This window comes from Paenibacillus sp. ALE2 (assembly GCF_054113385.1).
In genome coordinates this window covers 2,188,689-2,205,871 of record NZ_CM134213.1, presented here as the reverse complement: position 1 = coordinate 2,205,871, position 17,183 = coordinate 2,188,689, and the positions used below count along the sequence as shown (strand labels likewise).

Annotated in this window: 11 protein-coding genes; 3 read left to right on the top strand and 8 right to left on the bottom strand. The window is 45.2% G+C overall.

The features are described 5' to 3' along the window. Positions 1–429 precede the first annotated feature (429 nt). From ACXHJ1_RS09530 to ACXHJ1_RS09520, 3 genes are all read right to left on the bottom strand, one after another. A complete protein-coding gene (locus ACXHJ1_RS09530) occupies positions 430–870 on the bottom strand; it encodes a GNAT family N-acetyltransferase (RefSeq protein WP_457906177.1) in 441 nt (146 codons plus the stop codon). Positions 871–1,066: 196 nt separating this feature from the next. Further along, positions 1,067–2,980, bottom strand: a complete 1,914-nt coding sequence (locus ACXHJ1_RS09525) for a stalk domain-containing protein (protein WP_457906005.1) — start codon at positions 2,978–2,980, stop codon at positions 1,067–1,069. A gap of 49 nt (positions 2,981–3,029) precedes the next feature. After that, positions 3,030–4,262 (bottom strand): S1C family serine protease, encoded by a 1,233-nt coding sequence (locus ACXHJ1_RS09520; protein ID WP_019688752.1) that lies wholly within the window; start codon positions 4,260–4,262, stop codon positions 3,030–3,032. 355 nt (positions 4,263–4,617) lie between these two features. On the opposite strand from ACXHJ1_RS09520, the gene ACXHJ1_RS09515 reads away from it, so the two are divergent. Then, on the top strand, positions 4,618–6,243 hold the full coding sequence (locus ACXHJ1_RS09515; protein ID WP_457906004.1) for a nitrite/sulfite reductase: 1,626 nt from the start codon (positions 4,618–4,620) through the stop codon (positions 6,241–6,243). Between the two features lie 118 nt (positions 6,244–6,361). Here the strand turns inward: ACXHJ1_RS09515 and ACXHJ1_RS09510 are convergent, their stop codons facing one another. The 3 genes from ACXHJ1_RS09510 to uvrB form a co-directional block, all read right to left on the bottom strand. Continuing rightward, positions 6,362–7,573: a hypothetical protein gene (locus tag ACXHJ1_RS09510; RefSeq protein WP_250251340.1), complete on the bottom strand. Its 1,212-nt coding sequence runs from the start codon at positions 7,571–7,573 to the stop codon at positions 6,362–6,364. A gap of 410 nt (positions 7,574–7,983) precedes the next feature. Next, positions 7,984–10,845 (bottom strand): excinuclease ABC subunit UvrA, encoded by a 2,862-nt coding sequence (gene uvrA / locus ACXHJ1_RS09505; RefSeq protein ID WP_457906003.1) that lies wholly within the window; start codon positions 10,843–10,845, stop codon positions 7,984–7,986. 169 nt (positions 10,846–11,014) lie between these two features. Further along, positions 11,015–13,006 (bottom strand): excinuclease ABC subunit UvrB, encoded by a 1,992-nt coding sequence (gene uvrB, locus ACXHJ1_RS09500; protein WP_013373322.1) that lies wholly within the window; start codon positions 13,004–13,006, stop codon positions 11,015–11,017. A gap of 208 nt (positions 13,007–13,214) precedes the next feature. On the opposite strand from uvrB, the gene ACXHJ1_RS09495 reads away from it, so the two are divergent. Together ACXHJ1_RS09495 and ACXHJ1_RS09490 are read left to right on the top strand one after the other, a co-directional pair. Next, positions 13,215–14,042 carry a flagellar motor protein gene (locus tag ACXHJ1_RS09495; protein ID WP_016324776.1) on the top strand — a complete coding sequence of 276 codons (828 nt, stop codon included), beginning with the start codon at positions 13,215–13,217 and terminating at the stop codon, positions 14,040–14,042. Further along, on the top strand, positions 14,026–14,841 hold the full coding sequence (locus ACXHJ1_RS09490) for a flagellar motor protein MotB (protein WP_039276359.1): 816 nt from the start codon (positions 14,026–14,028) through the stop codon (positions 14,839–14,841). Before ACXHJ1_RS09495 ends, ACXHJ1_RS09490 begins: the two co-directional genes overlap by 17 nt. Positions 14,842–15,073: 232 nt before the next feature. Here ACXHJ1_RS09490 and ACXHJ1_RS09485 read toward each other — a convergent pair whose 3' ends face one another. Both ACXHJ1_RS09485 and ACXHJ1_RS09480 read right to left on the bottom strand, forming a co-directional pair. Further along, positions 15,074–15,301 (bottom strand): aspartyl-phosphate phosphatase Spo0E family protein, encoded by a 228-nt coding sequence (locus ACXHJ1_RS09485; RefSeq protein WP_016822961.1) that lies wholly within the window; start codon positions 15,299–15,301, stop codon positions 15,074–15,076. A 241-nt stretch (positions 15,302–15,542) separates the two neighbouring features. Beyond that, a complete protein-coding gene (locus tag ACXHJ1_RS09480; protein ID WP_039277340.1) occupies positions 15,543–16,916 on the bottom strand; it encodes a DNA-binding protein in 1,374 nt (457 codons plus the stop codon). Between the last annotated feature and the right edge of the window lie 267 nt (positions 16,917–17,183).

The following is a 17,183-nucleotide window of genomic DNA, read 5'->3' as shown; positions in this document are numbered from 1 at the left end:
TGCCCTCCCTATATGCTGAAAACGAATGACCCCTCATTGGAGCATCGTTGTTTTCAGGGCAGCTATGCTGCTTACTTGGTAATCTCATTAATGTTCCATCCACTCATTCCAAAGCTGGTTATGTTCAGTCAAGGATATGGAAACCTACTAAGAATCTTATTTTTTAAACCTATCTGTCTCTATCATCTTGTCCGATCATTCACACGCTGAACCATCGGTCCCTTGCCTGAATCGCATCCAACTCAAAAAATCCGCATCACAAACATCTGCGGCAGAATTATTCTTATCTTGTAACTAATCTAGTGTACCAGACTGCGCCCCAAGCTTCTACACTTTCCAAGCGATTCCTTTAAAAATATAATACTAAAATACAAAAACACCTCCAATCCCGGTCAGCGGTGCATTGGAGGTGCGTCATCATACCATTAACTAGGCAAAGCTATACTTCGCAAGCATTTCTCCCCAGGGTGATATTCCTTCCTCCCTGAAACCAGATTTTCTGTATAGCTTTCTAGCAAGTTCATTGTCTGGTTTATATCCAATCATGATCAGATCAGTCCGATTACTGGCTTTCCTTATTTCGTCGATAACCAGCAACATTGCATGGTAACCATGGCCTTGGCCTTGAAATCTTTCGTCAATCATAAATCGGTAAATCCAGTAATTCCCGTCATCCGGGTCTAAACCAAACATCGTAAAACCAATCAATACGTCATTATTATAAATCGCTCTAGATAAAAACCCATCCAAAAACTGACATTCCGCAATTGAGTAAAGGTTAGATACCATAAACCTTTGTTGCTCAGGGCTCGGTTGAAGTTCAGCACATTCTTCCCAATTACTTTTGTCGACTGCCTTTAGCGTAATTATTTTCGGATTCCCCCATACATTTAGTCCGACATCTTCGCACTTCCCTGCTTACTTCACTCTTTAAAAGATTAGGGATATTTGGCGGTGGCCAGCGAAGCGGGCCATTTGAATCCGAAGAAGCGCCAGCGATCGTAGGATCAAATGGCATGCGTAGCCTCTTCCCACTACAACTCACTGATCTTTTACCCACACCTTCTTACTTCACAAAACTAAACGAATTCAGCGTCGAATCCAGTGCGTTGGACTGTACACCCGTGTTGTTTGCATCGTTTAATGTCGTTGTTACGGTATATGTTTTACCGTTATGCTCCAGAACGATTTGGCGACCTGTATAGCCGATACCTTCGTCCACACGGTGGAATGTAAAGGACACTGCCGGCACACCGGCAAACGTTACATCCTTAACTTCCTCTACTTTGAGGTTTTTATAGTTCTTGGCTTGCTTATCATAGAAGTCCTTAAGCTGGGACACCGTTAATTCAAAGGATTGGTCGTTGTCGATTTTAATGGAAAAACGTCCTCCGGTAAATTGATACTCTATATCTCCCAATTCAAATTGATCACTAACCGCAGTCCAATACCGTGGGATATTTACTGTATATTCATATGCTTTAGACGTCTTTTTGATCGTTTTCGTTTTGTCCGCCAGGTAGTCATCCTCTTCCAATTGTCCAAAGTTATTCGCTACTGTTTGAAAATCGATTTGAAGCGAAGAAATGAGCGCGTTGAACTGGTCATTTCCCTTGCTTACCTTTTCAGGCACTGCGTATTCAGCCAGGTAGCGATATCCATTTTGCTGAATTAGCACATTGTACTCCTTGACCCATTCATCCCCAAAATTATAGCGGTACTCCTGCACTAATCCCTGAACGCCTGCAACCTCCAGCGGATAAGTTTTTTGTGCCTCATAAGCAGTAGACACAAATGAATCGCTCAGCCATTTTTGCAGCTGCTGGCCCCAGTTCTCCAATTTTCCATCTGCTGGAGCAGAGGTGACTTTCATGCGGAAGCTTGATCCGTCATTGCTTTCATACTGCATTCGTTGGTCGTCCATTTTCCAGCCTGCAGGTATTTTGAGTGACACACCGTAATCTGGATTCCCGGCTTCACGTGTGCCTCCTACTACAGTGGACAAGTCTTTAATACTTTTATCCTGTGCATTAAAAGAGGTTTTAAATGAGTTCAACAGTCCAGCATACTGGGCCAGATCTTTATAGTTCGTTGCTTTAGCATCGGAAAAATAAACGACATACAGTCGTCCGTTGTCATAGTACTGACGATTTTCCCACAGTACGCCGTCCCCATCCTTCGTAATAACACGAGCATAAGGCACTTTCGCTTTCGGGAAGGATTTTCGGTCCACTACAGTTTCTCCCGTTTCCTTGGCTGCCTGCACCAATTGTTGCAACAAATCGTCTGCATTCAGTGGAACCGGCTGTAATGCTGTGTGTACTTCCATGTAGTATGCACTGTTCTCGTCCATAAATGTGGAAATACTCTCATCTCCACCCCCCTGACCGATAACGAGTCCTGTTGGATAGTTCATGGACCAATCGTAATAACTATTCCCGATCTGCGTCTTGCCCTCATCATTATCAATGTTCGGTGATTCTTCTGCTACCGTGCCCGCCTCTTCTTGGGCTTCCATCCGAATGATGATTCCTGCGCCATTCTTCTCCATCTTACCGCCCAGTCCTTCTGCTACTTCACGCAAAGGCACCATGAGGATTCCTGACGACATTTCCGGTGGAGCCGGAAGTGTCACCTTGTGTCCTCTCACCCAGGCTGTACGACTACCAATTGTCAGCGATACAACGTGAGTGCCGCTGGTGATCTTAACCACATTATCTTCAGCTAGGCGAATTTTGCTGTTAAATGCCTTTTTAAACACACCAGCCGGAACCATCAGTGCTCCACTTTTGGAATAGGGTTTCGTAATATTCGCATTTTGGCCGTTCACGATCGCTGTATTGCTGCCGCTTTGCAGACGCAATTCCAATATGTTTTTATCTTGATCTGCTGCAACTGCTGGTAAAGCGGTAAGCAGAAGGGACAATGCGACAGCGCCGACCCCCAGCTTACGCATCATTTTTCTTTGCATATGCTTCACAGTAAATCTCCCTTTAGCTTTATTTTATAGATTGATGAACCGTTATCGTTCACTTTCCCGTAGCTGAATCTGACGCTTCCTTCGAAGGCGCTATACCGTCATCTACAGCAGCTCCTGATTCATTCGAATCCTCAAGATCTTCTCCAGACTGAATGGAGTCATAAATTTCACCAGTATCCTGTGTCAGTACCAGCTTGCGCTTCACAATATCACCGTCCGATTGCATAAGTACACTCACCGTTTGGCCCGGTTGATAGTTTTTAAGCAGCTCATTGACATCAATGGCGGAAGCTACACGCTTGCCGTTAATACTATACAACTCATCGCCTTCCTTGATTTTAACCTGTACGGCACTGGCTGAGGTGACTTTAGTGACTTTCAAAGGGTCCTCGGTAGGCAACCCCACGATAGCCGACCAGCTCTCTTCAAGCCCTAGACCAAGACTAGCACGTCGAACCTCACCATATTTGAAAAATTGATTGATGACATATTTCACTGTATCCGCCGGAATCGAAAAGCCCATATTTTCAATTCCGACCGCTGAGAACTTCATTGTATTGATCCCGATAACCTCGCCCTTGAGATTGACCAGCGGACCACCGCTGTTACCAGGGTTGATCGCGGTATCACTTTGAATGAGACGATACGCAGCGTTGACACCACGGTTCAGCCCGCTAACAACACCTGAGGTTGCCGAGTTACGAAGTGAAAAGGAGATCGGCGTACCGATAGCTACTACCTGCTCGCCTACCTGTAAACTATTCGTAGAAGCTGCAAAGGTAGCAGGTTTAAGACCGCTTGCCTTAATTTTAATCAACGCCAAGTCACTGATCGGATCGCTGTAGCTGTCGATAATTCCGTAAGATTTTCCGTCCGAGGTTACAACTACGGCATCACCTAATCCTTCGATTACATGCGCGTTCGTAACAATCCATCCATCTGCCCGAATGATGACACCCGTGCCGTGAGCCAGGTTGTATCGGTCTCCCCCTGCTACGGTCTCTCCTGTCGCAGAACGGCCAATGATGCCGACTACCGAAGGAGATACATTTTTAACGACCTGCGGCACACGATCGGCCGATAACGTATATGTACCATTTGCGCTGTTATACGCGCCGCTGGTTCCTAATGCTTTATTCATATCACTTACGTTAACATAGACCCCGCCATTAATGACCTTGGCCTTCAACGCAGCTCCACTGCTGGCTGCACCTGCCGTTCCAGAAACACATAGAGCGCTGCCCAAAGCCAGCACAGCTACCCTTTTCCCCATCTTACGCATATACTCACCATTTCCTCTCTAACATGACCCTGTTCTATCAGTTAGTCCAAATCTACCATAGAGGGGACACGCATACAATCGCTTTAAGCCCTATCTTTTTCTAAAAAAGCGCCGTTTGCCACATCCCTATCCTCTCATACTATTTATATTATAAATTTTCCAAATCCTTATATCAAAAAAATAAGCAAAAACAATAAAAAATCGTTATACCCTTTGGACCATTCCTTCGTTTACGGGCATAACCAACTATGATACCATCACATTATATCTTAGTTATATTGTCGGAAATAAAAAATCGTGAGTTCTATATCCAAAATCTCAAGTATAAATAAGACACATGAAGGAGGTTAAAAAGATGGCCTATGAACCCATCTGGAATGCTCATCCCGATAAGCTTAACAAGTTTGAGTTAGTCAAGCTGGAAAAGGATGGTCTCGACGTTATACGTACCATCATCGAAAGCTATGCACACAAAGGGTATGACTCAATCTCTGCGGACGATATGGACCGATTCAAATGGGCTGGGGTTTACCAGCAAAAACCCAAGGATGGTCATTTCATGATGCGCGTCCGCATCAATACAGGGATCATGACTTCAGCCCAGGCACGTGCCTTAGCAGACATCTCCGCACTATACGGGCGTGGTCTTCTGGATGTCACCACCCGTCAGGCTATTCAATTTCACTGGCTGACCGTTGAAAGCTTGCCGGATATTTTCGAACGGCTGGAAAAGGTTGATTTGTATTCCTTTGAAGCCTGTGGGGACTGCCCTCGTACCATTGTCGGCAATCCTCTGGCTGGCATTGATCCTAATGAGCTGGTGGATACTCAGGAGATTGTAGATGAAGTAAACCGCTTTTTCTTATTGAATCGCGACTTTTCCAATCTTCCGCGCAAATATAAAATGTCCATCTCCAGTAATACGTACAATAATGCACAGGCTGAAATTAACGACCTGTCCTTCACACCGGCAACCAAGATCCTTAACGGAAAAGAAGTGGTTGGCTTCCATGTGATGGTTGGCGGTGGACTATCCGCCAAGCCGCATTTGGCACATCCGCTGGATTTGTTTGTCCGTCCTGAGGAAGTACTGAAGGTTGCTATTGCTGTCACCACCATCTTCCGTGATTACGGCTATCGGGAAAAACGGCACCATGCCCGTCTGAAATTCCTTGTTGCCGATTGGGGCCCAGACAAATTCCTGGCCAAGCTGACTGAGTACACTGGCGAAATGCCAGGACGAGGTGAAGATAAAACCATTGGCTGGCAAGCCGCCTATTTTGACGGTATACATCCCCAAGCCCAAGAAGGTCTGAACTATGTCGGTCTGAACGTACCTGTTGGTCGCCTCAGTGCTGACGAGTTGCATGAACTGGCCGACCTGGCTGACCGCTACGGTGATGGGCAGATTCGTACCACGATGTCGCAAAATATTTTGCTGAGCGGTGTGCCGGATGATCAAGTAGATGAGCTACTGAAAGCTCCCGTGCTGCAACGCCTGACACCACAGCCTAAGCATTTTATGAGCCGTACAGTATCTTGCACAGGAAATGAATTTTGCAATCTGGCGATTGTGGAAACGAAAAAGCGAGCAATTGACGTTGCCGAGTATTTGGATCAGCACGTACAATTGGATGAAAAGGTGCGCATCCATTTTATTGGTTGCCCGAATTCCTGCGGTCAAAAGCATATTGCCGACATTGGACTGCAAGGCTCGCTCCTCAAGACACCTGAAGGCATGGTTGACGCGTTCGACATCGCTGTCGGCGGGGCACTTGGAGCAGATGCCCAGTTCAACAAGGCACTCAAAGGCCGCGTACGTGGGGATCAGGTTGGTCCTGTATTGGCAGAGCTTATTCTGTTTTACAAAGAAAATAGGATTGCTGGCGAAAGCTTTTATGCGTATGTACAGCGTGTAGGCATTCCGTCTTTCCAAGAGAAGTTGTCTGCCATTTTACAGTCCAGCCACGTTGCATCCTAGACATAAAGCCCATTAACAGCCTGCTTGTATTTTATATACAAGCAGGCTGTTTCTTATGCCACACCACAGTGCCATACCTACTTGCTACTTCTTCGATTTCATAAAAAAAGACACCGGATTACTCCGGTATCAATATTTTCGCAAAATCGAGTACTATTGGCTTTTGGACGCCTGTTGTAGATGTCACCACCGCGTAGCCTGAAGGAATCTTATATATCAATCCCGTATCATATCGGATGCCGAAGGAGTTATCTTCCTTATAATGAGTCTTCGTTTCCCACACCTTCGTGCCATTTCCTTTTAAGCCTGTGATAGTAATGCCATGCATCTTCGTGGTTTTACCCAGTGGATCATATTGATCACTGAACTGGACGTACAACTGCTCCTCAGGCAGATACACCCGGTCAGCGGCATAGTCCTCTGTATTACTAAACAATTGCAGACCATTACTTAACACCTGGGTACGCTTGCTGTTTCCTTTAAGCCCTGTTACAGCAATATGACCGCTGGACAACTCACGTACCGCCGCAATTTCCTTACCTGATCCTAAGTCTAGATGGACATCACGGATATTACGACCATACACATCGGCTTGTACCCCCACGGGACCATCTGAGCTGTTCAAAAGCGCATAATATCCATTGTGACTGCCAACCAGCCAACCTGAGGTCACCCCGGCCGTCGTTCGATTCCATTGTATATCGCCATCTTCTGTGTATTTGAGTACAGTGAAGGACTGCTCCGCAAGGTTCAGTGAGGAGACTAGAAAACTGCCATCCTCAAGTGGCTCCAGTCCTACCTGAGAACCCTGCCCTTGAGATATCAAGCCATCAGTCGGTAATGTTTTGGACCACAAGGGGTTTCCATCCGCGTCCAATCGTGAAGCCTGCAAATCCCGCATTCCGTTCGGTTGTGTATAATCAATCAGAAACAACAACCCACCATCTGACGTCTCCCGCTGGACTCCCCTGCTACTTGTTCCCGGTTGTACGTTCAGGTCCTGCTGGTGTTTCCATACAGTCTCTAGAGAACTGTCCAGCTTGCCGTACGTGACGTGTACCACACTTGCTTCTGTAATGTCCTCGACGTTCAGCATTAAAAACCCACCCTTTGCTGCGGGCTGAATATAATTGTGAGCGTTTTCCGAATCTTTAATAGTTCCAATCGCTGCACTGGTTTCGATCTCGGCTTGTATGGGCGCATACGCCTCGGACACCTCGGAGGCATAGGACGGTGCAGCACTATAACCCAATAACCATGCCGCTATAGTGACTCCTGCTGCCCATGAGTATACACGTGTACGTAGAACTCTACTTTGCTTAATCTTCAAACGTTCCAGCTCCCTTCATGACTTCCTCAGAGATGTGGTATAAATCTTAGATGTGATATAACTATAGACGGTTTCGCTTCAACTAGTAATGGTTGTCACGGGGCACGGAACTTCGTATGATGCTAGATAATCATAAGTTATATATTAACCTCTTCAAGCCCGAGCCTAAACATCCAAAACTCCAAAAATTTAGAGATTACTCAGAGACTTTCTGTCGATGAATATACATATAGATTTATTATTCCAGCGCTTGGTAAACTATGTGTCACATGCTTTAACGCAGGAATTTGATAAAAGTTTTCTTTTTTTACAAAAAAAATAAACCCTGCCAACGGGAAAGCATAAATACGCTAATTCGTATTCTGCCTTCCTGCATGTGCAGGGTTTCTAAAACATACACTAAACAGTATCTATAGATCGACGGTCTGAAGCGCTTGGCTGCGCTGTGTATCCCGTTCAAGGATCGGCTTTAAGTATCGGCCTGTATAGGATTCTTCAACTTTTACGAGTTGTTCTGGTGTCCCGGTAGCCAAGATCGTTCCACCGCCGCTTCCGCCTTCAGGCCCCAGATCAATCAGGAAATCGGCTGTTTTAATTACATCTAGATTATGTTCAATAACCAGTACCGTTTCTCCCGAATCAACCAAACGATGCAGCACCGTCAATAAACGGTCAATATCGTGAACATGTAGACCCGTTGTCGGCTCATCCAAAATATAAATGGTTTTACCTGTGCTGCGACGATACAGTTCGGAAGCCAGCTTCACACGCTGTGCTTCACCACCGGACAAGGTAGTCGCTGGTTGACCCAACTTGATATACCCCAAACCTACATCCATCAGCGTCTGAATCTTGCGGTGAATCTTCGGGATATTTTCAAAAAATGCTGTTGCATCCTCTACCGTCATCTCCAGCACATCAGCAATACTCTTCCCTTTATACTTAACCTCGAGGGTCTCCCGATTATAGCGTTTGCCTTTGCACACTTCGCAGGGTACGTACACATCGGGCAGAAAGTGCATCTCAATCTTGATGATGCCGTCGCCTCTGCAAGATTCACATCGGCCTCCCTTAACGTTAAAGCTAAACCGGCCTTTCTTGTAGCCTCGAACCTTAGCCTCGTTCGTCTGCGAGAATAAATCACGGATATCATCGAACACACCGGTATAAGTCGCAGGATTGGAACGCGGTGTACGGCCGATTGGCGATTGATCGATCTCAACCACCTTTTCGATATGCTCTAGCCCGCGAATTTCTTTATGTTGACCTGGACGTACTCTCGCACGGTTCAGATCACGCGCCAGCGTTTTGTACAAAATTTCGTTGACTAGCGTCGATTTCCCAGACCCGGATACACCAGTGACAGCCGTGAAAACACCCAATGGAATTTTGACATTCACATTTTTGAGATTGTTCTCCTTGGCTCCGCGAATCTCCAGCCACTTATCTGCAGGCTTGCGCCGCTCGCTATTGACCGGAATAAACTTACGCCCGCTCAAATATTGACCGGTCAGGGAATTCGGATCTTCCATAACTTCCTGTGGGGTCCCCTGTGACATGATCATCCCGCCATGGATTCCGGCTCCTGGCCCAATGTCAATGATATAGTCTGCCGCCATCATCGTATCTTCGTCATGCTCTACCACGATCAACGTATTGCCTAGGTTCCGCATATGTTCCAAAGCACTAATCAGGCGGTCATTATCTCGCTGATGCAACCCGATACTTGGCTCGTCCAAAATATAAAGCACACCCATCAGACTGGACCCGATCTGTGTCGCCAATCGGATACGCTGTGCCTCCCCGCCGGACAATGTACCTGCCGCACGGCTTAAAGTCAGGTATTCCAAACCAACGTTAACGAGGAATCCCAGTCGGCTGTTAATTTCTTTTAAAATGAGGTTGGCAATCGACTGCTCTTTCTCACTCAGCTCCAGTGTGTGGAAAAAGTGAGAAGCCTCCCCGACAGACAAAGCTGTCACATAAGCGATATTACGCTCTTGAATGGTTACCGACAGGCTTTCTTTTTTCAGTCGGTGCCCCTTACAGGTGTTACATGGCTTTGCACTCATAAAGCCTTCAATAAATTCACGTATTCCCTCAGAAGCCGTATCACGGTAGCGACGCTCCAGGTTCGGGATAATGCCCTCAAAGGTCACATAGGCTTCCTTACGTTGACCAAAATCATTTTCATAGCGGAAACGGATCTTCTGGTCACCTGTTCCGTGCAAAATAAGATTCATTTGTTCTGACGTCAATTGGCTTACAGGAACGTCCTGCGGAATACCGTAGTGTTCGCATACGGACTGTAAAAATTGAGGATAATAAGTGGAAGTTCCTCCACTCCATGCCTGGAATGCCCCATCTTCTACACTTTTTTCTGGATCGGGTATGAGCAGATCAGGGTCAACCACCATTTTAACTCCTAGCCCATCACAATCTGGACAAGCACCAAACGGACTATTAAAGGAGAACATTCGGGGAGACAGCTCATCTATGCTAAAACCGCAAATCGGGCACGCAAAGTTGGAGCTAAATCGCAACTCCTCTTGCCCTATAATATCTACAAGCAACTGTCCGCCTGAAAGATTCAGTGCCGTCTCGATAGAGTCGGACAGACGCGCACGTACATCTTCCTTGACTACGATCCGGTCTACGACCACTTCAATCGAGTGCTTCTTGTTCTTCTCCAATTCAATCTTCTCGGACAATTCACGCAGTTCGCCATTCACTCGTACCCGTACAAAGCCCTGCTTGGCTATATCAGTGAACAGTGTCTTATGCTCACCTTTGCGGCCGGATACCAATGGAGCCAGGATTTGCAGCCGTGTCTTTTCAGGATACTGCAAAATGCGGTCTACCATCTGTTCGACGGTCTGTGAAGTGATTTCAATGCCATGTTCAGGACAATGAGGATGACCTACTCGGGCAAATAACAACCGCAAGTAATCATAGATTTCTGTAACTGTTCCGACCGTAGAACGAGGATTCCGACTTGTCGTTTTTTGGTCAATGGAAATGGCAGGTGACAGGCCGTCAATCGAATCGACGTCCGGTTTCTCCATTTGCCCGAGGAATTGACGGGCATACGCAGATAATGATTCCACATACCGCCGCTGTCCTTCTGCATAGATCGTATCGAAAGCCAGTGATGATTTACCTGAGCCGCTAAGCCCTGTCAGGACGACGAACTTGTCCCGCGGAATCGTCACGTCAATATTTTTGAGATTATGCGCGCGTGCGCCTTTGATGATGATGCTTTCATTCGCCAAATGTTTCATCTCCTTAGCCGTAATTCACGTTATCCTGTATCGCATTGGATGATCCGATGGAAGTGATATATCGCAAAGAGAACGACCACATTGGCCGTCCTCACTATTTCTTAAAAGCAATCAAACATTCTATTATCAATATGTTGTGCTTCTAGTTTATTCCCAATGTTTAATCAGCCCGCAATTCCAGCAAAGCATCACGCAACTCGGCAGCCCGTTCGAACTGTAGATTCTTGGCCGCATCCTTCATTTCTGCTTCTAGGCGCTGAATGAGGGATTGACGCTCCTTCTTGGAAAGTTTACCCGTCTCATTAGGAAGGTAATCATTCTTGGACTCTGCCGTCTTGGTTGCTTCAATGACATCACGTATCTTTTTACGGATGGTTTGCGGGGTAATCCCATGCTCTTCATTGTATTGAATTTGAATCGCACGGCGACGTTCCGTTTCCTTAATCGCTTTATCCATAGAATCGGTAATCTTATCGCCATACATAATAACACGTCCGTCACTATTCCGCGCTGCCCGTCCGATCGTCTGAATCAGAGAGCGCTCAGAACGCAGGAAGCCTTCTTTGTCCGCATCCAAAATCGCAACCAGCGATACTTCCGGCAAATCGAGACCTTCCCGCAACAAGTTGATCCCGATCAGCACATCGAAGGTTCCCAGACGAAGATCCCGCAAAATGGCCATCCGTTCCAAAGTCTTAATCTCGGAGTGCATATACCGAACCTTGATGCCCACTTCTTTTAAGTAGTCTGTCAAATCTTCAGCCATTTTCTTCGTGAGTGTGGTGACCAGTACCCGTTCTTCACGTTCTATGCGCTGACGTATTTCATTAATGAGATCGTCAATCTGCCCTTTGCTCGGACGCACCTCAATAATAGGATCAAGGAGGCCGGTAGGACGGATAATCTGCTGCACCATCGTATCGCATTTTTCCATCTCATACGGGCCTGGAGTAGCCGATACATAGATAATTTGATTCACTTTGTCCTCGAACTCTTCGAACTTCAGCGGACGGTTATCCAAGGCAGATGGCAAACGAAAACCATGTTCAACGAGAACATTTTTACGCGCCTGGTCCCCGTTATACATCGCACGAATCTGCGGCAATGTAACATGAGATTCGTCGATGACGATCAGCATATCATCTGGAAAATAATCCAACAGTGTATATGGTGTTGCTCCGCGCTCGCGGAATGTCAGTGGACCCGAGTAATTTTCGACACCGGAACAAAAGCCAACCTCTCTCATCATCTCGATATCATAGCGGGTACGTTGCTCCAAACGTTGCGCCTCTAACAGCTTCCCTTGCTCCTTCAGCTCTGCTAAGCGCTCTTCCAGTTCACGTTCGATGTTGACCAGTGCTACCCTCATCGTATCCTCATGAGTAACGAAGTGAGATGCCGGGAAAATGGCGATATGTTCACGTTCACCGATCAATTCACCTGTAAGCACATTAATTTCAGTAATCCGTTCAATTTCATCTCCGAACAATTCTACCCGTATCGCGTTTTCTCCATGGGAAGCCGGGAATATCTCAACAACATCCCCCCGTACACGGAAAGTACCCCGCACGAAGTTGATATCGTTCCGCTGATATTGAATATCGACCAAGCGGGACAAAATCTGATTGCGGGGTTTCTCCATGCCGACTCTAAGCGAGAGCAGCAAGCTTGAATATTCTTTCGGGGAACCCAAACCATAAATGCAAGAGACACTCGCTACAATAATAACGTCACGACGCTCAAACAGAGAGCTTGTGGCTGAGTGGCGAAGTTTATCAATCTCCTCATTGATGCTGGAATCCTTCTCAATATACGTATCGGAAGAAGGGATGTACGCTTCCGGTTGGTAGTAATCATAGTAGCTGACAAAATAATCAACGGAGTTGTTGGGAAAGAATTCTTTAAACTCACTTGCCAGTTGAGCAGCCAAAGTCTTGTTATGTGCAATAACTAGCGTAGGCCGATTCAGCTTGGCAATAGTCTGAGCGATGGTATACGTCTTACCTGTTCCCGTAGCACCCAATAGAGTTTGATGCTTCTTTCCTTCTGCAATTCCCTCTACCAATTCAAAAATGGCCTGGGGCTGATCGCCTTGAGGTTGGAATTCTGACTGAATTTCAAAAGTCTTATCGCTAACAACGATATCACTCATTGCCCTGCATCACCCTTATCGTCTAAAATGGAAACATCATGTTTTTACACCAATCGAGCTTTAACGTCTTTGCCTGTAATTCTATGTCGATATTTCCCGAGCAATGATACTTGGGAAATATGGTTGAATAAGAATGTTTGTTCCCGTATTATACCTCTTTCTTACCGTGGATGCAAACGATAAGTCTTGAATAGGAGTGAATTAAATTTTGGATATCACCATCGTATTGGGCATCATCGCCGGAATCATAGCATTAATCGGTGGCTTCTTATGGGAAGGCGGCGAATTCACAGGGCTGCTTCAAGGCACATCCGCTCTGATTGTATTTGGCGGAACTTTCGCCGCAGTTGTAATCAGTTACCCTGCCTCCAAGCTGAAGACTATACCCACCGCTCTGCGGATGGCTTTTAGTCGTGAGGACAATCCTACGGAGCAATATATAGAAGATTTGGTTTCCATGGCTGCTACCTCCCGCCGATCCGGTGTGCTTGCGTTAGAACGTATATCATCGGAGCATCCGAATGCATTTTTGCGGGAAGGTCTTCAACTCGTTATTGACGGCACTGAACAGGAACAGATCAAACAAATTTTAGAACTAGAGTTAGATGCTATTGGGCACAAACATGAGGGGTACGCCAAAATATTTGAATCGGCAGGCGGCTATGCCCCTACGATGGGGATTATCGGTACGGTCATGGGTCTGATCCATGTACTAGGCAGCTTAACCGAACCTACTGCGCTCGGGCCGTCGATTGCTGTGGCTTTTATCGCAACACTATACGGCGTTGCTAGCGCCAATCTGATCTTTCTGCCCATCGCGTCCAAAATAAGAGCAGCCAGTGAAAGTGAAATTATCACAATGGATTTGCTGCTGCAAGGTATTCTGGCTATTCAAAACGGAGAGAACCCTAAGCTTGTACGCAAGAAGTTGGAGTTCTTTATCCGCTCAGAGCAAAATATAGATCGCAAACCGCCTCGTCGCTCACGTACAGAGAGCGCTACTCCAAAGGAGGACTTCCATGAGAGCGCGCGCTAAGCGCCGTGGGCGTCAAGGTGGCGGCGGAGACCAACGGGATCGGTGGATGATTACTTATGCCGATCTGATCACCCTGCTGCTCATTTTTTTCGTCGTGATGTATGCTATGAGCAGTCTGGATGCTAAGAAATACGATGTCGTTGTTCAATCCCTTCAGGATACGTTCCACAAGGGAGATTCTATTTTGGAGCAAGGCTCGGGCATTACGGGTACTGCCGATCGTTACACCAGCAAGAACCCACCCGCGACCAAGCAACCGGCCTCTGATAAAAAAGAAGCGGGATCAACCAAGCTCACCGAGCGTGAACAAGCTTTTCGCAAGCAGGAAAAAGAACTGCAAAACCTAATGGGAGTCATCCAGGAATATATTACAGACAACAAGCTACAAAACCAGATTTTCGTATCCGATCAACCGCGTGGCATTGTCATTACGCTGAATGACCGCTTTCTATTCGACCAAGGCAGAGCAGCACTCAAGCAGGGCTCTGCAAACACGCTATCCAAATTAGCCAGTCTGTTCCGAGATTTAAAAACACCGATTAGCATTGAGGGGCATACGGACAACATTCCATTCACCCGCTCCTCCAACTCATCGACCTATAAGGACAACTGGGAGCTTTCCGGCGCTCGGGCACTGTCTGTACTTCGGTTCTTTATCGACCGAGAGCAGCTATCCCCCTCAGGATTCCAGTATGCGGGTTATGCAGATACCCGTCCGGTTGGTGACAACAGCACCGAAGCAGGGCGACAAAAAAACCGCCGTGTCGAAATCACTGTGCTGCGTCAGCTCCAGCAGTAAAACCCAAAAACCTCCCGAGTCACGCCATAACGTGAATGGGGAGGTTTTTTTGAGATGTATCCTCATGTTACATGGCTTCCGCTCTGATGTAGACGCAGAACAATAAACTGTACGAACAACGTGGATAAGGGCGGCGTACGAGATGTAATAGAGATTATTTTGTTTATGCTATATCTCACTATGTATAGAAGCCAAGGTGAAGTTAGGTTTTATCTTGTTATGATGCTTGATGTTAATAAGATAGGACGAGCTCGTGTTGCTTCTCTTGGATCTGTGAACTTTGGGGTACGCTCTGTTGTCTACGATAGCTATATTTCCAATCACTGTACTTATTAAGGAGCCGATCCAACTCCATAGACTTGGTCAACACCCGTCGATCCTTCAATCCCACCTCTTTCGCCAAATCATTTAATTCTTTTCGCTTTTCTTCGATGCACTCCTCCAATTGTTGCCATTTCACATCAATAAACCTCCTGTTCGGTGTGGTATTTACATTAGTTTACAGGCTGATACCTTCCTCACAGGTTAAAAATATAATAAAACCCATTTCATCCCTTTAACGGAATACATCAAAAAACCAGCCTTACCAAGACTGGTTTTTTGATAACTATTAAGCTCCAGTTCCATGCCCAAAAACAGTAATAGTATGGGACAGTTCCAAGAAACCAAAAAGCCCTATAATTAGCATGTATTTAAGGTTTTTAAATTGCATTGACTAAAACCTCCTCCATGATTCTTTCATATTCTAATTTTTGATCTTTTATGGCCTTATTTCTAAATCTTTCAAATAAGGCTGTACAGACCATGCACTTTTCTTTGTTATTGATTTCAAGATATTTTCTTAAGCTTTTTAAAACATAATAAACACCTTTCTCATGAAAATGGTTATTAAACATATATATAGCCAGTTGGTAACACAAATCAGCATAAGTATTGTAACTAAATGACTGCTTATAATAACTGGTACCAACAGATAATTCATTATTAAAGGAAGTCAGTTCGTTAGAAAACTGCTGTAAAATATGTTCTATCATAAAACCATGCTTGTTAGCCGACTCTACTATTGTTAATAACCCCAATAATATTTCGGGTGGGTTATTTTTAAGAAATTGAATATACGTTGGCAAACTACTTGTATCACCCATAAGAATATTCAAGTTAAGTTGATTAGCATTGGCCCAAAGAGTAAACCTTTGCACCTCCTGCTGACCAATTTCCCCTAAATCTGCAAACCAACTCAAATCGGCATAGCCAGGAATATACTTCATGGCCTCTTCGTATCTTCCTTGCTTTTCCAGAGCATTTCCCTTCGTCAAGTAACCTTGACCATAGTATACGACTAAATGTCTCTCAGTTTTCAACGTGGAATTCTTTTTATTAGTTTTTCTGCTTTTACAAACAATAGTTGCAAGATCCCTTAATTCATCTGCATAACGCTCTGCTTCTTTCCATTGATGCAAATTGTAATAAAGATTTGACAGTTTAAGCAGACCATCTAAATGATAATCTAAAGGTACCCGATTTCTAAAGGGCACAAATCTTAGCGCAGCTTCTACATCTATTTTCATAGTTTCACTAACAGAGATTGAAAAAATTCTATAATGACTAATTGCCAACCTCTCAGAATGTTGATACTTTTCATTTTCGATGACACACTCATAGAAAGGAACAGCTTCTCTGAGTTTTCCTTCTTCATAAAGTTCCTCTGCCAAAGCAAAGATTGTGGGGATGTGATTGAGATCTTCCATTAAACGCGAAAGTACTTTCTCCACGCATCGCAGGTTTCCTATCTCAACACAACGAATCAGGAACGGTTTAACCCTTTTCCAATGTGGTCTTCCATCATAAAAACATTCATCCACATACAGGTCATACAACCAGCCCTCTGGATAATTAAGCGCTTTAGTGATCAAGTCCATTTGTCGTACGGAGATAGGCTTAGGCGGATTCCCATTAAGCATAGCACTAAATATGCCTCGGTTAAGCCCTGTAGCTTGTCCAAAACTATTAAAAGTATAGCCACCAAGTTTTAATTCTTTCTCAATTTCCGAACGAATCGTGGTTGCATTTTCCAATAAAAACACCCCCGGCGTATTCAGATGATTTTAAAAAATCACCCTCCTCGACAATCAATTACAATATACTAGAAATTATATGAATAAATTGGATGGTGGTCAACTCCTTTTTCTACACGATTTTAATATATTATGGAATTTAATGTGTATAAAAATCCTCACACAGAATACACATCAATTTTTTCAGGCAATTTAACTCGATAAACGAACTAGTGGGTTTTTGTACAAAAAATGAGCAGAGGATACAATTCCCCTGCTCATTTCAGC